This is a genomic window from Streptomyces sp. NPDC050997 (assembly GCF_040660135.1).
In the GTDB taxonomy this organism is placed as follows: domain Bacteria; phylum Actinomycetota; class Actinomycetes; order Streptomycetales; family Streptomycetaceae; genus Streptomyces.
Map to the genome: position 1 here is coordinate 335,101 of NZ_JBFAGK010000004.1, position 20,112 is coordinate 355,212.

Sequence of the window (20,112 nt, forward strand, 5' to 3'; positions counted from 1 at the left end):
TACGGGTGGTCAGGCGGAGACCGGCGGAACCGGGGTGAGCGCGCCGTCGTTGCGGGAGGAGTCGACGACCGCGCGGATGATCTCCATGGTCCGCAGCGCGTCGGCGAAGGTGGCGCAGGCCGGCCGCGGATCGGCGGCGTTCGCGACCTGGTCGAGGAAGGCCCGGGCCTGGTAGGTGAAGTTGTCGGCGTTGCTGGCGCCCACCCCCGGCGCCTCCATCGGCACCCCGCCCGCGAAGTACGGCAGGTTCGGACCGGCGATGATCTGGCGGGCGCCGCGCGTGCGGGCCTCGGGCTGGGCGTCGTCGAAGAGGTACTCGGCGGGCCGGTGCTGGTCGAACGCGGCCCGGCCGCCGAGGCCGAGGACGTCGAAGCCGAGGCCGTTCGGGAGGCCGAAGCCGGTGCGCGTCACCGAGAAGGTGCCGACGAGCCCGGACTCGAAGCGGGCGGTGAAGGACGCGGTGTCCTCGTTCTCGACCTCGCCCACCTCGTCGGAGACGGGGGCCGCGTTGTGTCCGACGACCGTGCCCAGCGGCAGCGGCCGCTTGAGGATCTGCGTAGACAGGGTGGCACCGGAGACCGCCGCGACGGGCCCGGCGACGTACTCCGCGACATCGATGACGTGCGAACCGACGTCCCCGAGCGCGCCGGAGCCAGGTCCGCCCTTGAACCGCCAGGTCAGCGGCCCGTTCGGGTCGGTCGCGTAGTCGCACCAGTACCGGCCTCTGAACAGTGTCAGAGCGCCCAGCTCACCGCGCTGGACGTGATCGCGGATCGCCGCGATACCGGGGGAACGCCGGAAGGTGTACCCGACGGCGGTCACGACATCGGCGGTGCGCTCCAACTCGGCCATCGCACGGGCGTCTTCCAGCGACCCGGCCAGCGGCTTCTCGCACAGCACGTGCTTCCCGGCGGCGACCAGGGCCTGGGCGATCGGCCGGTGCAGATCGTTTCCCACGACGATGCTGACCGCGTCGATCGTCGGGTCCTCGACGACGGCCTCCCAGCTCGGGAGCGCCTTCTCGAAGCCGTAGCGGCGGGCGGCGTCCTCGCCGAGCGCGACGTTGGCGTCGGCTATCGCGGCCAGCCGGACAGGCGGCAGACCGGCACCGAAGACCGTGTTGACGTTGCGGTAAGCGGCGGCGTGGCTGCGGCCGGCCATGCCGGCTCCGATCACCGCGACGGAGAGGGGTTTGGCGGACATGGTCATGGCGGTGCCTTTCCAAAGATCCAGAGATCCAAAGAGACGAAGGGTCAGGGGAGAAGGAGGGCAGGGCGTGATCAGGTGGCGAACCGCCGGCGGAGGTGGGGGCCGCGGTCCGCCAGGATCAGGCGGAGAGGTAAGCGTTGATCTTCTCGCGCATGAACACCGAGGACTCCTTCGCCCGTTCCTCCCACGCGAAGACACACGCGGTGAGAGTGCCGTCGAAATCGTTGGCGCGCAGGGTGCGGAAGAGCTCGTCGAAGTCCACCTCGCCCTCGCCCATGTCGAGGTGCTGGTGGATACGGGCCGCGGTGCCGGGCGGGTTGAGGATGTACCGGTTGCCCGAGGACGCGGTGTGGTCCAAGGCGTCGGCCAGATGGACGTGGGTGAGCAGATCGCCCGCGTACTCGATGATGCCCGGGGCGTCGTTGCCGATGTGGAAGGTGTGCGGGGCGCAGTAGAGGAAGGTGACGTTGGGGTGGTTGATGCCCCGGATCAGGTTGACGGCGTCGTAGCCGTTCTCGATGAAGTCGTCCGGGTGCGGTTCCAGGGCGAGTTGGATGCCCTCCTGCTCGAAGAGGGGCAGGAGTTCGTCCATCGACTTCCAGAACTGCGCCTCGCTGCGGTCGGGGTCCTCCGGCCTGCCGTTGAACTCGGAGATCATGCTGTGCACTCCGAGGTCGGCGGCGATTCGGATGGAGCGCTTCCAGTACCGTACGGCGGCCTGCCGGGCGTCCTCGTCCGGGCCGGACCAGCGGAACAGGGGCAGCAGGGAGGAGATGCCGACTCCTGCCGCGTCCAGCGCCTTGCGGAACTTGCGCACGGTGGCGTCGTCAACGCGGGGGTGCCGGAAGAAGGGGATGAAGTCCTCCCGGGGGGAGAGCTCGATCCACTCGTAGCCCAACTCGGCGACCACAGAGGGAAGTTCGAGCAGCGGAACGTTGCGGATCATGTACGGGTCGAGGGCGATCTTCATGAGGGAATGCCTTCTCGTCGGGCGTCGGGCGTCGGGCGTCAGGGGGGAAGCGGTGGGGCGTGAGGTGAGGGCGTCCGCGCCGAGGCGTTCAGGAGGCTCCCCGAACGGGGCGGTGGCGGGCGATCACGGGGCGTTGAGCCATCCGGCCGTCGGACTGCTTCGGGCCGGGAGCCGGCGGTGTGGTCACCGCCGGCGCGGCCTGCTGGGTCGTACCGCTCACCGTGTGCCCTTCGCGGCGTACTTGGCGACGGCCTCGACGTTGGTCTTGTCGACGAAGGCCGGGCCGGTCAGCACGGGCTGCTCACCGCCGCCGCTGAAGTTGCCGTTGCTCTTGTAGAGCCACAGGGAGTCGACGGCGAGGTAGCCCTGGAGATAGGGCTGTTGGTCGACGGCGAACTGGATCGAGCCCTTCTCGATCGCGGAGACGAGGTCCTTGTTGAGGTCGAAGGTGGCGATCTTCGCCTTGCTGCCCGACTCGGACACCGCCTGTGCCGCGGTCAGTGCGATGGGGGCGCCCAGGGTGACCACCTCGTCGATGGACTTGTCCTGGCCGAGCTTGGCGGCGATCGTCGACTTCACGGACGGCATGTCGGTGCCGTTGACGTAGAGGATGTCGGTTTTGCCGCTGAAGGTCTTCTTCACGCCGGCGCAGCGTTCTTCGAGGTTGACGTCTCCCTGGGCCTGGATGACGCACAGCGCGTGCTTGGCGCCGGTGCCGTCGATCTTGTCCCCGAGCGCCTGGCCGGAGACGGCCTCGTCCTGGCCGAAGAACGACAGCAGGCCCTGCTTCTTCCACACGCCCAGACCGGCGTTGAGGCCGACGACCGGGATGCCCGCCTTCTCGGCCTTGGCGACCACGTCCTTGAGCGCGTCCGGCTTGGCGAGGGTGACGGCGATCCCGTCGACCTTCTGGTCGATCGCGTTCTGCACCAGGTTGGCCTGGTCGCCGGCGGTCTCGTCGTTCGAGTAGATGAGCTTGATGTTGTCCTTGGCGGCTGCGGCTTGGGCGCCCTTGCGGATGGTGTCCCAGAAGGTGTCGCCGGAGGGCGCGTGGGTGACCATCGCGATGGTCATGCGGGGCGTGTCGGCCTTACCGGCGGAGACGTTGCCGGCCTCCTCCTCGGCCTTCTTGCCGCCGGAGCCGCTGGAACAGCCGGCGAGGGCCAGGGCGGCCACGGCGGCGATCGCCACGACGGGGGTGACTCTGCGGGAACGGAGAAGAGATGTCTGGTTCATGGTGCGTGCACCTCACTGTGCAACTGCGGGGACAGTGGATCGGCGGCCGCTGGGTGGGCCGGGGCGGTTGTGACGGGTTCGGTCACGGTCGCGGAAGGGGCGTGCGGAGCGCGGGCCCCCGCCGTGTGGAGCGCAGGCCCCCGCCGTGCGTACCGGTGTGAGGCCGGCTCGGCTCGGCCCGGCTCGGTGCTCCTGGACTGACTTCGTCTGGACTGACTTCGTCGGAACAACAGGACAATTTAAAGCGCTTTAAGTCCTGGTACTATCGGCTTGTTTCGCGAGCGTGTCAAGGCTGTCGCGCGACGAGATTTCCGCGGGGAGGCGCAAGTGGATCATGTCGGTTCCGCACGTGACCGGAACGGCTCGCACAAGCGTCCCCGGCTGGAGGACGTGGCCGCACGGGTGGGCGTGTCCACCGCGTCCGTGTCCCTGGTCCTGCGCGGCGCGCCCGGTCCCAGCGAACGCACCCGGCAGCGCGTCCTGAAGGCCGCCGCCGACCTCGGCTACCAGGTGGACCGCACGGCGAGCCTGCTGGCCAGCAGGCGCACCCGGCTGCTCGGTGTCATGGTCGACATCCACAGCCCGTTCCACGCCGAACTGGTGGAGCATCTGCACACGGCCGCCGAGGAGATCGGCTACGACCTCGTCCTCAGCACCCTGACCCGTACCCGCGACGAGCACACCGCTGTCGAGACGCTGCTGGCCTTCCGCAGCGAGGCGCTGATCCTGCTCGGTCCGACCGCTCCCTCGGACACGCTCGCCGCCCTCGACCGCAAGTCGCCCGTGATCGTCGTCGGCCGCCGCATCGCCGACGCCGACCTGGACGTCGTACGCACCGCGGACGACGCCGGAGTCGGCCAGATCGTCGATCACCTGGCGGACCTCGGCCACCGTACGATCACCTACGTGGACGGCGGCAAGGGGGCCATCGCCACCGACCGGCGCCACGGATATCGCACCGCCATGCGCCACCACGGCCTGGACGCGCACATCAGGATCATGCGCGGTGACAACACCGAGGCGGCCGGGGAGCGGGCCGTCCGCAACCTCCTCGACGGGGGCGATCTGCCCACCGCCGTGGTCGCCTTCAACGACCAGTCGGCGATCGGCGTCCTGGCCGCGCTGTCCCGGGCCGGGATCGCCGTCCCGGGAGAGGTGTCCGTGGCCGGATACGACGACGACACCCTCTCCCGGCTGAGCTGCTTCAACCTGACCACGGTCAGCCAGGGGGCCCGGGACCAGGCCCGGCACGCGGTGGCCGCCGCCGTCGAACGCCTCGACGAGGGGCGCATCGAGCCTCGCGAGGTCGTCCTCACCCCGCGACTCGTCGCCCGCGGCACCACGGCCGGCCCCGCCTGACGCCTGTGCGGCACCACAGCCGGCCCCGTCTGACTCCCGTGCGCCGCCGATGGCCGGGGGAAGAGCCGGCGGGCCGCTCAAGGTGCTCACCCAGCTTGCCCTGGAGTCGGTGCGGGCCGCGATCACCGGCCGTTGACGCCGGCGCTCGAGCCGGTCACGGGCCCGCTCGGCGGCGGGGTGCCGCAGCTTCCCGTCCTGCCCGTCGCGGGCGGCCCGGCGACCGCACCGCGGTCCGGCTGAGCGGACGGCGGAACACGGCAACCTGTACGGCGTCGGCGGCGACCTGAGGGTGAAATCCCGTCCCCCACCGAGGGAGTTCACCCATGCGCAACCAACTGGCGCGCCTGGCCGCCGTCTTCGCAGCTCTGACCGTGCTGTTAGCCGCACCCGGTATGGCGGCGTCCGCCGCGTCGGCCGCACCGGCGACGTCCGCCGCGCGGGCCGCCGAGGACTGGAACCCGCCCGCCAACCTGGTCCAGCCGCTGAACGAGGTCTGGAACCACGTCCAGTCGACCTACCCGGACCTCTACGGCTTCCGCAACTACGGCTGGGACCAGGTCATGGCCAACAAGGGAAGCGTCAACTACTGCGTCCGCTGGGAGTCCGACGCCCCCGTCTCCGCCGCCCTGCGCGACAGCGTCCACGCCGCGCTGAAGAAGCAGTTCGCCAAGTGGATGGCCGCCATGGTCGAGGGCGGCAAGGGACACAACGCGTGGCCATACACCACCGTCCCCGTCAACATCGTCGGCTGGGCCGTGAAGAACCGCTCCACCCTCCAGTGGACCGACAACTCCGTCGACATCTACGCCGGAAACCTCGACGGCGGCGGCGCCCCGCAGTGTTCCCCCGACTGCGGCCGCTTCTTCCACCAGGACGGCAACTACTCAAGGTGTCCGGGCGGCGCGGCCCGCCACTACGACCAGTCGCTGTGGCTGACGAAGGGCTTCCAGGGCGGCGCCGGCGGTGACTGGGGCCAGCGGGTCGGTCAGGAGTACTTCACCGGCGCGCTGAGCCAGGAGAACATCCACATCTATCTGCACGAGGTCGGCCACACCTTCGGCCTCGACGACTTCTACGACTGGACTCCGACCGGCCAGTGCTGCTTCATCATGAACGCGGGCAGCGCCACGCAGATCACGGAGTTCGACAAGTGGATGTTCCGCGACTTCTGGCGCCACCTCAAGAACCGCTACGGCCTCTGACCGTTCCTAAGGAACGGTGCTGGACACCCTGGTCGCCCGCTCCCCTCTCACCCGCCGCACGCCCACGGATGGCCGAGCCGTCTCCGGCCGGTCACCTGTGGGCCCGGTCACCCGTGGGCCCCGTCATTCGACGACGTACGGCCCATTGACGCGACCCCGGCCCTCCTGGCACCGTCTGACTACGTAGTCACGCAGCCCCTGCGGAGCCGCCGACCTCGTCACCAAGCTGCTCGCGCAGGCCGTCGCCGGGCGCGGCACCCCCGACACCATCGGCTTCGAGATCGGCAGCTTCCCCCGCATGCTGCGCGGCGACATCGCCCCGCGTCTGCTGCACGACTTCACCGCCGACATCGCCGCCGTCCCCGGCCTCAAGGAGGACCTGCTCCCGGCCCGCACCGCCCCGTACAGCCAGGACGGCAGGGTCTACGCCTTCGACTCCGACACCCCGATGGTCGTCTACTACTACCGCGACGACCTCTTCGCCGAGTACGGCATCCCGAAGGACACCCCGACGTGGGAGGAGTTCGCCGAACTGGGCACCCGCACGCACCGGGACCACGGCGCCTCCCTGTGTGTCGTCAGCACCGCCGGGAGCGATGTCGGCCAGGTCGTCGGCTCCTTCCAGATGCTGCTCTACCAGCGCGGCGGCGCCTTCTTCGACGCCGACCAGAACCTGGTCCTCGACTCGCCCGAGGCCGAGGAGGTGCTGCGCTTCCTGTGCGACGGGCTGCGCACCGGCTTCGTCGTCGACGTCTCCGACTACTACGGGGCCTCCATGCAGACCGCGCTCAAGCAGGGCAAGGTCATCGGCCTGCCCATGGCCGTCTGGTACAAGAACTACGGGCTGATGCCCAACGTGCCCGAGCAGAAGGGGAGATGGCGGATCAGGGCACTGCCCCGGTTCACCGACGACGGCAGCACGACAGCCACCCTGGGCGGCACCGGCTTCGGCGTCCTGACGGACAAGGCCGACACCCGCGCCGCCACCGAGTTCCTCCTCGCCACCTGGCTCACCCACGACGGCCAGGTCCGCCGCTTCACCGAGACCGGCTACCTCCCCACCCGCCGATCCGTCTACGAGGACCCCCGACTCAACGCCGTACGCGACGAGTTCTGCGGTGGCCAACGTCTCTTCAGCCTGTACCGCACCCTGCTCCCGGACGTGCCCGCCGTCCATCAGAGCCCCGACCAGCCGATCCTCTTCGACGTGCTCGCCGGCAACCTACTGCGCGCCTACCACGGCGACCTGACCCCACGTCAGGCGCTGAAGCGGACCGCGGCCGACTTCCGCGACCAGGCGGGACGTTAGGAGGCCCCATGACCACCGCCCTCACCGGAACAGGAGTCGGCCGCACGGCACGCACCGCGCGTGAACCCGACGGCACGGCAACCCCGGTCCGCCCGAAGCGGACCTGGGCTCCCTATCTCTTCATCTCGCCCTTCTACGTCCTCTACGTCCTGTTCATGCTGGTCCCCGTCGGCGTCTCGCTGTGGCTGAGCCTGACCGAGTGGGTCGGCCTCGGCACCCCGCGCTGGGTCGGCCTGCGCAACTACCGGCTCCTCGCCACCGACATCAGCTTCCACCGGGCCCTCGGCAACACGGCCGTCTTCGTGCTGGTCGCGGTCTTCGTGATCGTCCCGCTCGCCCTGCTGATCGCCCAGGCACTCAACACCCGTGGGCTGCGCGCCCGCGACCTGTGGCGGACCGCCTACTTCGTGCCGATCGTCGTCTCCCCGATCCTCGTCGCGCTCGTCTTCGGCCTGTTCTTCGACCGGCAGTTCGGTCTCCTGAACTCCGTTTTGCGCGCTCTGTTCGGCACCGGCGGCGTCGACTGGCTCGGCGATCCGGAGCTCGCCAAGGTGAGCATCGGCCTGGTGATGCTGTGGCGCTGGACCGGCTACCTCACCATCTTCTTCCTCGCCGGACTCCAGGCGGTGCCAAGGGAGTTGTACGAGGCCGCCGCCCTCGACGGCGCCGGACGGCTGCGCACCTTCAGCACCGTCACCCTGCCGGCGCTGAAACCGGTGACGGCTTTTGTCGTCGTCACCTCCTTCATCGGCGCGGCGCAGATCTTCGAGGAGCCGTATCTGCTGACCGGCGGCGGGCCGGCGGAGTCGACGCTGTCGGTGTCGATGTTCATCTACCGGGCCGCCTTCGAGCGCCAGCAGTTCGGATACGCGGCCGCCGCGGCCGTCGTGCTGTTCGTCCTCGTCTTCGGGCTCAGTCAGCTCTTCAACCGTGTCCTCGGCATCGGGAGGGCCGCCGCATGAACACCGCCTGCACCAGGAGCGGGCGTGCCCTGCTCCACATCACCCTCAGCCTGCTGCTCCTGGCCTTCCTCGCTCCGCTGCTGTGGGCCCTGAGTGGCTCGTTCAAGCCGCGCGGCGACATCTTCGGCTACCCGCCCGACCTGTTCCCCGACCCGTTCACCCTCGACAACTACCGCTCTCTCCTCGCCGACCAGCCCTTCATGCGCTGGTTCCTGATGAGCACGGTGGTGGCGGTCGTCGCCACGGTCGTGTCGGTGTTCGTGTGCGCCCTGGCCGGCTACGGCTTCGCCAAGTTCCGTTTCGCGGGCAGGGCACTGCTGTTCAACGTGATGTTCAGCTCGCTGTCCATCCCGTTCGCCGTGATCCTGGTGCCGCTGTTCGTGATGCTGGTGAAGACCGGCCTCGGCAGTCCGTGGTTCGCGCTGATCGTGCCGTGGGTGGCGCCCGCGTTCGGGATCTTCATGATGCAGCAGTACATCGTGCAGTCGATCCCGGACTCGGTGCTCGAAGCCGCCCGCATCGACGGGGCGGGCGAGTTCGGCATCTTCCGGCGGATCGTGCTGCCGCTGCTGCGGCCCTCGCTCGGCGCGCTGGCCGTGTGGACCTTCCTGCAGAGCTACAACAGCTTCCTGTGGCCGCTGGTGCTGGTCACCGACAGCTCCCAGTACACCCTGCCGCTCGGCCTGCAGACCCTGTTCGTGTCGGAGCAGCGGCAGTACGACCTGGTCCTGGCCGGCGCCGTGCTGGCCGTCCTGCCCGCCGTCACCCTCTTCGTCGTCCTGCGCAGGCAGCTCCTGGAAGGCCTGTCCACGGGCGCCGTCAAGGGCTGACCGCACTGACCCCTGACCGCCCTGACGACCCCTCACCTACCGTATTGGAGAAGGATGTTCGAGCTTCCCCGCCGGGTTCTGTTCGGCGCCGCCTACTACCACGAGTACCAGCCGTACGAGCGGCTGAAGGACGACCTCGACCTGATGGCCGAGGCCCGCTTCACGGTGATCCGGGTCGGCGAGTCCGTGTGGTCGACCTGGGAACCGGAGAACGGCCGCTTCGACCTCGACTGGCTGCGGCCGGTCCTGGACGGCGCGCACGAGCGGGGCATCTCGGTGATCCTCGGGACCCCGACCTACGCCGTGCCGCTCTGGCTGGCCCGGCAGTACCCGGAGATCGCGGGGGAGGGGCGCACGGGTGAGCGCATCGACTGGGGCGGCCGCCAGGAGGTCGACCTCACGCACCCGGCGTTCCGCTTCCACGCCGAGCGGATCATCCGGAAGATCGTCGCCCGGTACGCCGACCACCCCGCCGTGATCGGCTTCCAGGTCGACAACGAACCGGGCCTGCATCTCCTGCACAACCACGGCGTGTTCCAGCGCTTCATCGACGAACTCCGGGCGCGGTACGGGGATGTGGAGACCCTGAACCGCGAGTGGGGCCTGGTCTACTGGTCGCACCGCCTGTCCACCTGGGCCGACCTGTGGACCCCGGAGGGCAACGCCCAGCCGCAGTACGACCTGGCCTGGCGGCGCTTCCAGGCGAAGCTCGTCACCGAGTTCATCGCCTGGCAGGCCGACATCGTGCGCGAGTACACCCGCCCAGGCCAGTTCGTCACCACCTGCATCTCCTACGACCGCCCCGCCGTCGAGGACGACAAGCTGACCGAACGACTCGACGTCACCGCGGGCAACCCGTACTACACGATGCAGGACGCCCTGGAACTGCCGGACGGGGGCGGCGCGGGCCAGGACTGGACGACCAACGGGACCTGGGCCCTGTACCGCAGTGCCGACCGCATGTACGCCTCCCGCCAGGAACCCTTCCTGGTCACGGAGACCAACGCCCAGGCCATCAGCTACCCCTGGAACAACCGCCCGGCCTACGACGGCCAGTGGCGGCAGGCCGCCTGGGCGCTGGTCTCCCGGGGCGCCTCGATGATCGAGTACTGGCACTGGCACACCCTGCACTTCGGCACCGAGACCTACTGGGGCGGAATCCTGCCCACAACGGCCGGCCCGGCCGCGTCTACCGTGAACTCGCGGCGCTGGGCGCCGAGTTGGAGAAGGCGGGCGACCTGGTGGCAGCGCTCACCCCGGACGCCGACGTGGCCTTCCTGTACGACACCCCCAGCAAGTGGGCGCTCCAGGCGCAGCCACCGCTGGCCGCCGCCGACGGGGGGCCGGACGGGCGGTCGTACGAGAGGATCTTCGACGCCTTCTACCGGGGCGCCTTCGACGCCGGCCTTCAGGCCCGCGTCCTGCACCCCGGCCGACTCGCCGACGGCGGGCTGCCCTCGGTGCTGGTCGTCCCCGCGTTCTACGCGGCCGACGACGACATCCTCGACCGGCTCAGGGCGTACGCCGAGGCGGGCGGCCACCTGGTGCTCGGGCCGCGTACCGCCTACGGCGACACCGAGGCCAGGGCGCGCACGGACGTCCAGCCCGCGCGGCTGGCGGAGGCGGCGGGGGTGACGTACGACGAGTTCAGTAATCTGGCCGAGGGGCTCCCGGTGACGGGCACAACCACCCTGCCCCTGCCGCCGGGGGCGCGGGCCCTGCACTGGGCCGACGGTCTCCGACCGCAGGGCGCCGAGCAGTTGGCGACCTACCAGCACCCGCACTTCGGCCGCTGGCCCGCCGCCACCACGCACCGCCACGGCAGCGGACGGATCACCTACGTCGGTACCGTCCCCGACGCCGCCTTCGCCCGCGCCCTGTTCGAGTGGGTGGCCCCCGCCGACCCGTGGCGACCGTCCCACCCGAGCGTCACCTCGGCCTCGGCCACGGCACGCGACGGCCGCCGTGTGCGCTTCCTGCACAACTGGTCTTGGGAGCCTGCGTCCGTGCCCGTACCGACGGCCGTGCGGGATGTGCTCTCGGACACGGAGTACACGCGGGAGGTCCCGCTCGGCCCCTGGGACGTCAAGGTGCTCACGGACGAGCTCCCGTAGGGCATACGCCGCTTGGTGAGATCATCCGGACATGGACGACGAGATGATCACCGTTCCGGCCGGCCGGGTCACGCTGTCCGACCGGCGCACCGAGCGACGCTGGGACGTGCCGCTCGCGTCCTTCCGGCTGGCGGCCCACCCGGTCACCCAGGAGCAGTACGCCCGGGTGACCGGCGACCGTCCGAGCACCGCACGGGGGGACCGGCTGCCCGTCGAGGGCGTCTCCTGGTGGGACGCGATCCGGTTCTGCAACGCCCTGTCCGAGCGCGCCGGACTGCCGTCGGCCTACCGCCTCTCCGCCGACGGTGAGGACCCCGAGTGGGACCCGGACGCCGACGGATACCGGCTGCCCACCGAGGCGGAGTGGGAGCACGCCTGCCGCGCCGACACGACCGGACCGCGCTACGGCCCCCTCGACGAGATCGCCTGGCACCGCGGCAACGCGGACGAACGGATCCACGAGGTCGGCGGCAAACGACCCAACCCCTGGGGCCTGTACGACATGCTCGGCGACGTCTGGGAGTGGTGCTGGGACCTCTACGACCCCGAGGTCTACGGCAGTTACCGGGTACTGCGCGGCGGCGGCTGGTTCGACGAACACTGGAGCTGCCGGGCCTCGGTACGCCGCCGCAGCCACCCGACGTTCCGCGTCGACGACGTGGGGTTCCGCGTCGCGCGCTCCATGACGGGCAGGCTCTAGCCGACCAGGCTCTGGGTGCCGAGGACCCGGCGGCCCTGACCCGGCTGTTCGCTGTTCGCGCACGACGAGCCGGCGGTCCCGCGCGACATGGCCGGCTGACCGCGTCCGCCGCGGGAGGCGTTCAGATCACCGCGTCGGCGCGCAGTGCCTCGATGTCGTCGTGGCCGTGGCCGAGTTCCGTGAGGATCGCCTCGGTGTGCTCGCCCACCGCCGGTACCGGGTCCATGCGTGCCGGAAGACCCGCCAGGTCGGCCGGTGGCAGCAGCGCCCGCACCCGCTCGCCGCCGGGCACGCCCACCTCGCGCCAGCGGTCGCGACCGGCCAGGACCGGGTGGTCGAGGAACGCGGCCACGTCGTTGACGCCGGCGCACGCGATGCCGATGCCCTCCAGCTCCTCCAGGATCCGCTCGGCGTCGGAGCGGGCGACGCGCTCGGCGACGATGGCGTTGAGTTCCTCGCGATGGGCGACCCGGTCGGATCCGGTGGCGAAGCGCGGGTCCTCGGCCAGCTCGGGCCGACCGAGGAAGCGTGCGCACAGAGCGATCCACTCACGTTCGTTCTGGATGGAGAACAACACGTCGTTGCCGTCGGCGGCCGTGAAGGCGCCGTAGGGCGCGATGGTGGCGTGCTGGGTGCCCAGGCGCGGCGGCTGGTTGCCGCCGTACAGGGTGTAGTAGGCGGGCTGGCTCATCCACTCCGCCAGCGCCTCGAACAGGGACACCTCGACCGGATGTGCCGTGCCGGTGGTGGCGCGGGTGTACAGGGCGGTGAGGACGCCGCTGTAGGCGTACATCCCGGCGGCGATGTCGGCGACGGAGATCCCCGTCCGGGCGGTCTCCTCGGCGGTGCCGGTGAGGGACACCAGGCCGGTCTGGCACTGCACCAGCAGGTCGTACGCCTTGCGGTCGGCCCAGGGCCCGGAGGTGCCGTATCCGGAGATCGTGCACGGGATCAGCCGGGTGTGGAGCTCGCCGAGCGCGCCGGCGCCGAGCCCGAGGCGGTCGGCGGCTCCCGGGGCCAGGTTCTGTACGAACACGTCGGCGCCGTCCAGGAGTTGGCGCAGGATCTCACGGCCCCGGGGGTCCTTCAGGTCAAGGGTGAGGGACTCCTTGGACCGGTTGAGCCAGACGAAATAGCTGGACTGTCCGTGGACGGTCGTGTCGTAGCGGCGGGCGAAGTCGCCGTCACCGGGCCGCTCCACCTTGATCACCCGGGCGCCTAGATCGGCGAGCTGGCGGGTGGCGAAGGGGGCGGCGACGGCCTGCTCCAGGCTGACCACCGTGATACCGGACAGGGGACGCTGAGGGAGGCTCATGGGGCCCATTTGTACGGGCGGGCCGAAGACGCTGTCAACGGCATCCAGCACCGCTGACCTGTGCTTTTCCCGGCTCGCCAGGGGGTAATTGCGAACGCGGGGCGTGTGATTTCATGGTGACCCATGAAGGCCATAGCACTGCAGAAGTACGGTCAGGACCTGGAGCTGGTGGACCACCCGGAGCCCAAGGTGGCCCCTGGCGAGGTGCTCATCCGCGTGAAGGCAGCCGGAGTTAATCCGGTGGACTGGAAGGTGGGAGCGGGGTACCTCGACCCCATCATGGAGGTGCGCTTCCCGGTGATTCCCGGCTGGGACGTGGCCGGAGTCGTCGAACAGGTCGGCCTGGACGTCGAGGAGTTCGCGCCCGGCGACGAGGTGTACGGCTACATCCGCAAGGACTGGGTGCAGCTCGGCTCCTACGCCGAGTTCGCCGCCGCCCATGTACGGATGCTCGCCCGCAAGCCGGCCTCCCTCAGCTGGGAGGAGGCCGCGGGGCTCCCGCTGGCGGGACTCACCGCCTATCAGTCCATCAAGCGGGTCGGGGTCGGCGCCGGTGACACCGTCCTGGTCCACGCCGCGGCCGGCGGGGTCGGAATGTGCGCCGTCCAGATCGCCGCGGCCCTCGGCGCCCGGGTCATCGGCACCGCGAGCGAGCGCAACCACGACTTCGTACGCGGCCTGGGCGCGGAGCCCGTGACGTACGGCGAGGGACTCGTCGACCGGATCCGTGAGCTTGCCCCGGACGGTGTGGACGTGGCCCTCGACTTCGTGGGCGGGGACGCGGTGGAGGTCTCACGGCAGGTTCTGAAGAGCCCCGAGCGCCTCGCGTCGGTCGTCGAGGCGGCCGCGGCCGAGGCCGGCGGCCACTACGTCTGGGTACAGCCCGACTCGGCCGGCCTGACGGCGCTCGCGGAACTGGCCGACCAGGGCAGGCTCTCCGTGACCGTCGAGCGGGCACTGCCGCTCGCCGAGGCCGCGGAGGCCTGGCGCCTCAGCCGCGAGGGCCACACGCGCGGGAAGCTGGTGCTGACGGTCGGCTAACGCTGACGGTCGCTCGAACGGTGCGGCTCGGCGCACGCCGAGGGCCGGTGGACGGCGAGGCCGGGGGAGCGGTGACGCCGGGGGGCGTCGACGTTCCGTCGGTCTCAGGCCGGCGCGCCGAGCGTCTCCAGGGCCCGGACGAGCGGGGCCAGTTCGGGCTTCCGCTCCGCCTGGTCCATGGCCTCGCGCAGTGCGGACTCGTTCGTGGGGCGCGCCTCTCCGAGCAGCTTGAGGCCCGCCTCCGTGACGTTCGTGTAGATGCCGCGGCGGTCGGTGAGGCACAGGTAACGGGCGAGCAGTCCGCGGTCCTCCAGCCGGGTCACCAGGCGGGTCGTGGCACTCTGGCTCAATACGACCGCGTCGGCGACCTGCTTCATCTGCAGATGGCCGCCCGTCCCGTCGTGCTGGCGGCTGAGCACGTCGAGCAGGGAGTACTCGCGCACACTCAGGTCGTGCTTGGCCTGCAGTGCCCGCTCGATGTGGGCCTCGATCCTGCCGTGCAGCAGGGAGAGCGCGCACCAGCCCTGTGCGAGGGCGGTGAGTGCGGGGTCTGTCGCGGTCATGGGGCCTGTTCCTCCGTCCCGAGGTGACTGATCCTCCAGGATATGCCATGAACGAAAATTCCGGCGAGTGCGGCTATAGCGCGCCTGCAAGTAGCAGGCGCTGTGAGAGTGCCGGTGGCTGGTCTCGGTGACCGTCCGGGAGCGGGCGGCTACGGTCGCGCCAAGTGCCGCATCGTCAGGGCCAGATGGAGTCGGAGGCGGCCCTGGGGCGTGCGCACCGGCCAGCCGAGCAGGTGCTCGGCGTGGGTCAGGCGGTCCTGGAGTGTGGAGTGGTGGACGTTGGCCTCAGCGGCGGCCGCGCGCAGGCTCGCCGTCGAGGCGACCGCGTGCAGGGTGGGCAGCAGCCAGGGCGTGGCCGCGGCGGCCGCGTCCAGGGCGCGGACGTCCGGCGGCGGCTCGGCGCCCGGTGCGACCAGGTCGGCCAGCAGGGCGACCCCGCCGAGTTCGTCGGCGTACACCACTCGTTGGCCCGGGTCCCGGGCGGTGCCGTCGGCGGTGAAGCGCAGGGCGGTACGGGCCGCGGTCCAGGAGCGCGGCAGGTCGAGCACCGGGACGGCGGGGCCGACCCCGAGGCGTCCCGCGGGCAGCACGGCGTCCGGGTGCGCGGCGACGATCCTGGGTCTCCCCTCGCGAGGCGCCAACGCGCGTGCGGGTGCCGTGGGGTCCAGGCCCAGCCCACGGGCCGCGTGCAGGCGGGCCTGTTCCGGAGCCGTGGCGTCCAGGACCGTCTCGACGAGCGCGGGGTCGTCGGCGGGGGCCCGGCCCCGGGTGCGGTCGAGGACGAGACGTACGGCGCCGGCGGCCCGCTCCAGGATCACCGCGTCGACGACGCTGGGCCCGGCCTCCGCCCGCTCCAGCCACAGGGCGGGCGGTCCGCCCGGGGCCAGTGCGGCGGACGGCCACGCGGGGTCGGGCGGGCCGTCGGTGTCCCGGCGCGTGCCGTCGGCCTCGACGCGAACCTGCACCCGCCGCTCGGCGTCGACCAGTCGGGCGGGCACCCCGGCCAGCACCGCGGCCCCGCGCACCAGTGCCTCCAGACCGGCCCGGGACTCGGCCAGTCGGTCGAAGTAGGCGATGACCTGGACGGCGGCACCAGCGTCCGGGTCCAGCGCGGTCAGGCGCCCGGCCAGCTCTTTCATACGCCCATGGTGCGGCATGCGGTCACGTTCCGTGGAGCCTTGCGGTGGGATTCCGCGGGGCGGGCGCGGAACGCGCGGTGGCTCGCAGGGCGGCGGCCGTACGTGTGGAACGGCTCGCCCACAAGCCCGCGGCCGTACGTGTCCGACAGCCCACCGACGCCTCCGATGAGCCTCAGTCGCCCAGCAGCCTCCGCAGCCATGTCAGGTGGGCCGCGCGGGCGGACTGTGACAGGGCGGCCTGTGGTGCGAAGCCGTCGAAGCCGTGGAAACCGCCGGGCCACACGTGCAGCTCGGCCACCCCGCCGGCCTGCCAGATACCGGAGGCGTAGGCGACGACCTCGTCCCGGAAGGTCTCCGCGGAGCCCACGTCGAGGTAGGCCGGAGGAAGGCCGGACAGATCCTCCGCGCGGGCCGGTGCCGCGTACGCGGGCACGTCCGGTCCGCCGCGCAGTTCACCCAGCAGGGCCGACCAGCCGGTCTCGTTCGCCGTCCGGTCCCAGACGCCGAGGCCCGCCATCTGGTGGGACGACGGAGTGTCGTTGCGGTCGTCCAGCATGGGGCACATCAGCAGTTGGCCGATCGGCCGCGGCCCCTTGCGGTCACGGGTGAGCAGGGCCAGTGCCGCGCCCAGCCCCCCGCCCGCGCTGGCCCCCGCGATGACGATCCGCTCCGGGTCGCCCCCTGTCTCAAGGGCGTGTTCCGCCGTCCACACCAGCCCGGCGTAGACGTCCTCGACCGGCGCCGGATGGGGATGCTCGGGCGCCAGCCGGTACTCCACGGACACCACGACCGCGCCCAGCTCCTTGGCCCAGGCCAGCGGGCCGTCCACCCCTACCCGGTTGTTGCCGAGGATCATGCCGCCGCCGTGCACGTGGTACAGGACGGGCAGTGGAGACCCGAGCGCCCGGCCGGCGGGGCGGCAGATCAGCAGCGAGATCTCCGGAGCGTTCTCGGGTCCCGGCACCGTACGGTCCTCGACCTCGAAGAACGCGCCCATGGTCAGGTCCAGTTCGGCCAACATCTGGATGCCCGGGCCCTGGCGCACGGCGTCGATCTCGTCCGGGGTGAGACCGGGTGACACGACGTCCTTGATCAGATCGAGGGCGGCGGCCAGTTCGGGGTCGAACGGGGGTGGCACGTGACTCATGGCGTCTCCTCACGCGAAGCACGGCGGGTCGTGGCGCCATGTTCCGCACATCGGCCGCGTTCCGGGGCGCCGCCGTCCGGCGGAAGCTGCCCGCCGTCTGGCGGGTGGCACCCCGATTTCCCAGTCTGCGGGCGTCGAAGAAGCAGGAGGCCACGGAAGCGGAGCGGGTGGCCTGACGGGCGGCCCCGTCCCGGCCTCGTCCGGAGCGGGTCGGCGAGACGGACGACGCGAAGGGGGCCGGAGTTCGTGGAACGTCGCGGGCCTGCCGCGTCTCACGAACTCCGGCCCCCTCCCGGGACCTCAGGGCACGGGTCAGGCGGCAGCGGCGTCGCCGGCGTGGCCGTGCAGACGGGCGACGACCTCGGTCAGCTGCTCGGCGACCTCGGCGTCGTCGGCCGGGTGGGTCTCGGCGAAGCGGGTCACGGAGCCGGGGATGGAGAGCTTGATGTCCTCGATCACCTTGCCGCCGGCGATGCCCACGGACTTGCGGGTCTCGTCCTGCGCCCACACGCCGCCGAACTGGCCGAAGGCGGTGCCGACCACGGCGACCGGCTTGCCGCCGAACCCGCTGGCACCGTACGGACGGGACAGCCAGTCGATGGCGTTCTTCAGAACGGCCGGGATGGTGCCGTTGTACTCGGGCGAGAACAGCAGGAAGGCGTCGGCGGCCTGAGCGGCCTCACGCAGCTTGGCGGCGGCGGCCGGCACGCTGCCCTCGACGTCGATGTCCTCGTTGTAGAAGGGGATGTCGGCCAGGCCCTCGAACAGCACCACGTCGGCGCCCTCGGGAGCGAGCTTGACGGCAGCCTCGGCGAGCTGACGGTTGTGCGAACCGGCGCGAAGGCTGCCGACGAGCGCAAGGATGCGAACAGACATACGAAACTCCAAAGGGCTGAAACACTGCCGTTACGATCCGGACCGAGGTCCGTTTAATGTTGTAGCACCCTAAGCGGACCGAGGTCCAGTTTTCTTCCCGATGCTTTACGCTGGCGTCATGTCCGTTTTTCCGTCCCCGTTCGCCGAGTCGCAGCGGCCGGCCGTCGACACGCCCGAGCTGCTTCAGCTCGGCGGCACCGAGGACGAGCCGTGCCTGCGTGCCGACGCCGCCCGCAACCGGGCCAGGCTGCTGGAGGCCGCCGCACGACTGGTGGCGGAGCACGGGGCGGCGGGGGTGACGATGGAGGCGGTGGCAGCCGCGGCGAACGTCGGCAAGGGCACTGTCTTCCGCCGGTTCGGTGACCGCACGGGCCTGCTGACGGCGCTGCTCGACCACTCCGAGAAAAAGTTCCAGGCCGCCTTCCTCAGCGGCCCGGCCCCGCTTGGGCCGGGCGCGCCGCCCGCGGACCGGCTGCGGGCCTTCGGGCGGGCCCTGCTGCGTCGCTCGGTCGACGAACTGGACCTCCAACTGGCGGCCGAGCCGAGCCCGGACCGCCGTTTCTCCGTGCCGGCCCGAGTGGTACTGCGCAGCCATGTCGCCCTGCTGCTGCGCCAGGCGGCGCCGGACGCGGACAGTGAACTTCTCTCCCAGACGCTCATGGGATACCTGAGCCCTGGCCTGATCCACCACCTGACCCGGCAGTGCGGGATGCCGCTGGAGCGGCTGGAGACCGGCTGGGACGATCTGGTCGACCGGGTGACGGGCTGACCCGAGGGGCGGCGCGGGGCCTGCTCGCCCGGCATGGCCGGCCTGCCCTCCGTAACCGATTCGGTCGCAAAGTTCCCCCACTCGAAAGCCCGGACACAGGTTCTGCAAAGATGCGGTACGTCATGGTGCAGATACCGAAAACACCCGCGCCCGCGTCGCCCTTACCGCGCGCTGTACCCACGAGCGCCGATGTGGCCCGCCTGGCCGGAGTCTCACGCGCGACCGTCTCCTACGTCCTCAACAACACCAGTGCCGTCCGCATCAGCGAGCCCACCCGCCGTCGCGTCCACGAGGCCGCGAAGGAACTCGGGTACGTGCCGCACGCCGCGGCCCGCAGCCTGCGCGCCGGACACAGCCGGATGGTGCTGATGCCCGCGCCGACCTTCCCGGTGGGCCCGCTCTACGCCCGGTTCCTCAGTGAGCTCCAGTGGGAGCTGGGGCGCCTCGACTACACGGTCGTGCAGTACGGCGCGGTCGGACTCCACGGCGACGCCGCCGCCCGCGCCTGGGCCGAACTGCGGCCGGTCGCCGTGCTGTTGCCCGGCTCCGACATCGGCCCGGAGGGCGTGACGGTGCTCAAGCGCTCCGGGGCCCGCGCCGTGATCACGCTGGGGCCCGACACCGTCGAGGGGGCCCACGCCCTGCTCATGGACCACGAAGCCGTCGGCCACTGCGCGGGCACCCACCTGTACGCCCGGGGCAGGCGCCGTATCGGTGTCGTCGTACCGCAGGAGACCGGGCTGGATTCCTTCTCCGCACCCCGGATCGGAGGCGTCCGGGACGCGCTGCGCGGTACGGACGCCACGGTCACCGAACTGCCCCTCGCCTACGAGGAGTCGTCCGCCGCCCGGCTCGCCGCCCGCTGGCCCGACCTCGGCCTCGACGCGGTGTTCGCGTACAACGACGAGTACGCGATGCTGCTGATGCGCGCCCTGCACGACGAGGGTGTCCGGATCCCCGAGGACGTGGCGATGATCGGCGCCGACGACCTCATGCTCGGACGGCTGGTGCGGCCACGGCTCAGCACGGTCCACATCGAACTTCCGTCCGGCCGCGACCTGGCCGACCTGGTCGACCGCGCGGTACGCGATCCGGACGCCGCACTCGAGGCGCACAAGGTGCTCGGGGCGTCGACGGTGCACCGCGACTCCAGCTGACGCCGACGGGCCCCGCGTCGGCCCTGGGTGGGCTCATGAACCACCGCCGCCCGGCCCGCGACCACGAAGCCCACCCGAGGAAAACGCCCTCTCGAGGGCGTCGACATAGGGATCGGGCTTCTTGCCACGGTCGGTACAGCGGCCTGGTTTGCCTCGGCGGTCCGCGGCGGGGGCCGCACGACGGGGCGACCCCGTCCCGGCCTCGTCTCGGATT

17 protein-coding genes and 2 pseudogenes are annotated in these 20,112 nt (G+C 71.1%); 11 read left to right on the top strand and 8 right to left on the bottom strand.

What is annotated here, in order from left to right:
- Positions 1-9: 9 nt before the first annotated feature.
- The 3 genes from AB0H86_RS11470 to AB0H86_RS11480 all read right to left on the bottom strand — a co-directional run bounded on the left by AB0H86_RS11470 (position 10) and on the right by AB0H86_RS11480 (position 3,415).
- Positions 10-1,209: a Gfo/Idh/MocA family oxidoreductase gene (locus AB0H86_RS11470; RefSeq protein WP_362435945.1), complete on the bottom strand. Its 1,200-nt coding sequence runs from the start codon at positions 1,207-1,209 to the stop codon at positions 10-12.
- Positions 1,210-1,327: 118 nt separating this feature from the next.
- Positions 1,328-2,179: a sugar phosphate isomerase/epimerase gene (locus tag AB0H86_RS11475; RefSeq protein ID WP_362435947.1), complete on the bottom strand. Its 852-nt coding sequence runs from the start codon at positions 2,177-2,179 to the stop codon at positions 1,328-1,330.
- A 216-nt stretch (positions 2,180-2,395) separates the two neighbouring features.
- The gene (locus tag AB0H86_RS11480) at positions 2,396-3,415 is read right to left on the bottom strand and encodes a sugar ABC transporter substrate-binding protein (protein WP_362435949.1); all 1,020 of its coding nucleotides are present in this window, start codon (positions 3,413-3,415) and stop codon (positions 2,396-2,398) included.
- Between the two features lie 327 nt (positions 3,416-3,742).
- On the opposite strand from AB0H86_RS11480, the gene AB0H86_RS11485 reads away from it, so the two are divergent.
- The 7 genes and pseudogenes from AB0H86_RS11485 to AB0H86_RS11515 all read left to right on the top strand — a co-directional run bounded on the left by AB0H86_RS11485 (position 3,743) and on the right by AB0H86_RS11515 (position 11,891).
- Positions 3,743-4,774 carry a LacI family DNA-binding transcriptional regulator gene (locus tag AB0H86_RS11485; RefSeq protein WP_362435951.1) on the top strand — a complete coding sequence of 344 codons (1,032 nt, stop codon included), beginning with the start codon at positions 3,743-3,745 and terminating at the stop codon, positions 4,772-4,774.
- A gap of 323 nt (positions 4,775-5,097) precedes the next feature.
- Positions 5,098-5,976 (top strand): hypothetical protein, encoded by an 879-nt coding sequence (locus AB0H86_RS11490; RefSeq protein ID WP_362435953.1) that lies wholly within the window; start codon positions 5,098-5,100, stop codon positions 5,974-5,976.
- 217 nt (positions 5,977-6,193) lie between these two features.
- Positions 6,194-7,285 (top strand): annotated as a pseudogene (locus tag AB0H86_RS11495) (extracellular solute-binding protein); the annotation flags it as partial.
- A gap of 8 nt (positions 7,286-7,293) precedes the next feature.
- Positions 7,294-8,247: a sugar ABC transporter permease gene (locus AB0H86_RS11500; RefSeq protein ID WP_362435955.1), complete on the top strand. Its 954-nt coding sequence runs from the start codon at positions 7,294-7,296 to the stop codon at positions 8,245-8,247.
- Positions 8,244-9,077 (top strand): carbohydrate ABC transporter permease, encoded by an 834-nt coding sequence (locus AB0H86_RS11505; protein WP_362435957.1) that lies wholly within the window; start codon positions 8,244-8,246, stop codon positions 9,075-9,077. The genes AB0H86_RS11500 and AB0H86_RS11505 overlap by 4 nt, the downstream gene beginning before the upstream one ends.
- 54 nt (positions 9,078-9,131) lie before the next feature.
- Positions 9,132-11,191 (top strand): annotated as a pseudogene (locus AB0H86_RS11510) (beta-galactosidase).
- A gap of 31 nt (positions 11,192-11,222) precedes the next feature.
- Complete coding sequence (locus AB0H86_RS11515; protein WP_362435959.1) at positions 11,223-11,891, top strand: SUMF1/EgtB/PvdO family nonheme iron enzyme; 669 nt, start codon at positions 11,223-11,225, stop codon at positions 11,889-11,891.
- Between the two features lie 121 nt (positions 11,892-12,012).
- Here AB0H86_RS11515 and AB0H86_RS11520 read toward each other — a convergent pair whose 3' ends face one another.
- Positions 12,013-13,206, bottom strand: a complete 1,194-nt coding sequence (locus tag AB0H86_RS11520) for a CaiB/BaiF CoA-transferase family protein (protein WP_362435961.1) — start codon at positions 13,204-13,206, stop codon at positions 12,013-12,015.
- 123 nt (positions 13,207-13,329) lie between these two features.
- On the opposite strand from AB0H86_RS11520, the gene AB0H86_RS11525 reads away from it, so the two are divergent.
- Complete coding sequence (locus tag AB0H86_RS11525) at positions 13,330-14,247, top strand: NADP-dependent oxidoreductase (RefSeq protein ID WP_362435963.1); 918 nt, start codon at positions 13,330-13,332, stop codon at positions 14,245-14,247.
- A 104-nt stretch (positions 14,248-14,351) separates the two neighbouring features.
- Here the strand turns inward: AB0H86_RS11525 and AB0H86_RS11530 are convergent, their stop codons facing one another.
- The 3 genes from AB0H86_RS11530 to AB0H86_RS11540 all read right to left on the bottom strand — a co-directional run bounded on the left by AB0H86_RS11530 (position 14,352) and on the right by AB0H86_RS11540 (position 17,096).
- Complete coding sequence (locus tag AB0H86_RS11530) at positions 14,352-14,810, bottom strand: MarR family transcriptional regulator (protein WP_362435965.1); 459 nt, start codon at positions 14,808-14,810, stop codon at positions 14,352-14,354.
- 149 nt (positions 14,811-14,959) lie between these two features.
- Positions 14,960-15,949 carry a helix-turn-helix domain-containing protein gene (locus AB0H86_RS11535; protein WP_362435967.1) on the bottom strand — a complete coding sequence of 330 codons (990 nt, stop codon included), beginning with the start codon at positions 15,947-15,949 and terminating at the stop codon, positions 14,960-14,962.
- A 172-nt stretch (positions 15,950-16,121) separates the two neighbouring features.
- Positions 16,122-17,096 carry an alpha/beta hydrolase gene (locus AB0H86_RS11540; protein WP_362435969.1) on the bottom strand — a complete coding sequence of 325 codons (975 nt, stop codon included), beginning with the start codon at positions 17,094-17,096 and terminating at the stop codon, positions 16,122-16,124.
- Between the two features lie 38 nt (positions 17,097-17,134).
- Here AB0H86_RS11540 and AB0H86_RS11545 point away from each other — a divergent pair, with 38 nt between their 5' ends.
- The gene (locus tag AB0H86_RS11545) at positions 17,135-17,272 is read left to right on the top strand and encodes a hypothetical protein (RefSeq protein WP_362435971.1); all 138 of its coding nucleotides are present in this window, start codon (positions 17,135-17,137) and stop codon (positions 17,270-17,272) included.
- 136 nt (positions 17,273-17,408) lie between these two features.
- On the opposite strand, the gene AB0H86_RS11550 is transcribed toward AB0H86_RS11545, so the two are convergent.
- Complete coding sequence (locus AB0H86_RS11550) at positions 17,409-17,972, bottom strand: NAD(P)H-dependent oxidoreductase (RefSeq protein WP_362435973.1); 564 nt, start codon at positions 17,970-17,972, stop codon at positions 17,409-17,411.
- Positions 17,973-18,090: 118 nt separating this feature from the next.
- Here AB0H86_RS11550 and AB0H86_RS11555 point away from each other — a divergent pair, with 118 nt between their 5' ends.
- Entirely contained in the window at positions 18,091-18,741 is a 651-nt protein-coding gene (locus AB0H86_RS11555; protein WP_362435975.1) for a helix-turn-helix domain-containing protein, read from the top strand.
- Positions 18,742-18,851: 110 nt separating this feature from the next.
- Positions 18,852-19,898 (top strand): LacI family DNA-binding transcriptional regulator, encoded by a 1,047-nt coding sequence (locus AB0H86_RS11560; protein WP_362435977.1) that lies wholly within the window; start codon positions 18,852-18,854, stop codon positions 19,896-19,898.
- Positions 19,899-20,112 lie beyond the last annotated feature (214 nt).

What these genes read in the sequence shown, in the direction of transcription:
- AB0H86_RS11470 (WP_362435945.1), bottom strand. Translation starts at nt 1,209, where the DNA reads ATGACCATGTCCGCCAAACCCCTCTCCGTCGCGGTGATCGGAGCCGGC.
- AB0H86_RS11475 (WP_362435947.1), bottom strand. Translation starts at nt 2,179, where the DNA reads ATGAAGATCGCCCTCGACCCGTACATGATCCGCAACGTTCCGCTGCTC.
- AB0H86_RS11480 (WP_362435949.1), bottom strand. Translation starts at nt 3,415, where the DNA reads ATGAACCAGACATCTCTTCTCCGTTCCCGCAGAGTCACCCCCGTCGTG.
- AB0H86_RS11490 (WP_362435953.1), top strand. Translation starts at nt 5,098, where the DNA reads ATGCGCAACCAACTGGCGCGCCTGGCCGCCGTCTTCGCAGCTCTGACC.
- AB0H86_RS11500 (WP_362435955.1), top strand. Translation starts at nt 7,294, where the DNA reads ATGACCACCGCCCTCACCGGAACAGGAGTCGGCCGCACGGCACGCACC.
- AB0H86_RS11505 (WP_362435957.1), top strand. Translation starts at nt 8,244, where the DNA reads ATGAACACCGCCTGCACCAGGAGCGGGCGTGCCCTGCTCCACATCACC.
- AB0H86_RS11515 (WP_362435959.1), top strand. Translation starts at nt 11,223, where the DNA reads ATGGACGACGAGATGATCACCGTTCCGGCCGGCCGGGTCACGCTGTCC.
- AB0H86_RS11520 (WP_362435961.1), bottom strand. Translation starts at nt 13,206, where the DNA reads ATGAGCCTCCCTCAGCGTCCCCTGTCCGGTATCACGGTGGTCAGCCTG.
- AB0H86_RS11525 (WP_362435963.1), top strand. Translation starts at nt 13,330, where the DNA reads ATGAAGGCCATAGCACTGCAGAAGTACGGTCAGGACCTGGAGCTGGTG.
- AB0H86_RS11530 (WP_362435965.1), bottom strand. Translation starts at nt 14,810, where the DNA reads ATGACCGCGACAGACCCCGCACTCACCGCCCTCGCACAGGGCTGGTGC.
- AB0H86_RS11535 (WP_362435967.1), bottom strand. Translation starts at nt 15,949, where the DNA reads ATGAAAGAGCTGGCCGGGCGCCTGACCGCGCTGGACCCGGACGCTGGT.
- AB0H86_RS11540 (WP_362435969.1), bottom strand. Translation starts at nt 17,096, where the DNA reads ATGAGTCACGTGCCACCCCCGTTCGACCCCGAACTGGCCGCCGCCCTC.
- AB0H86_RS11545 (WP_362435971.1), top strand. Translation starts at nt 17,135, where the DNA reads ATGTTCCGCACATCGGCCGCGTTCCGGGGCGCCGCCGTCCGGCGGAAG.
- AB0H86_RS11550 (WP_362435973.1), bottom strand. Translation starts at nt 17,972, where the DNA reads ATGTCTGTTCGCATCCTTGCGCTCGTCGGCAGCCTTCGCGCCGGTTCG.
- AB0H86_RS11555 (WP_362435975.1), top strand. Translation starts at nt 18,091, where the DNA reads ATGTCCGTTTTTCCGTCCCCGTTCGCCGAGTCGCAGCGGCCGGCCGTC.
- AB0H86_RS11560 (WP_362435977.1), top strand. Translation starts at nt 18,852, where the DNA reads ATGCGGTACGTCATGGTGCAGATACCGAAAACACCCGCGCCCGCGTCG.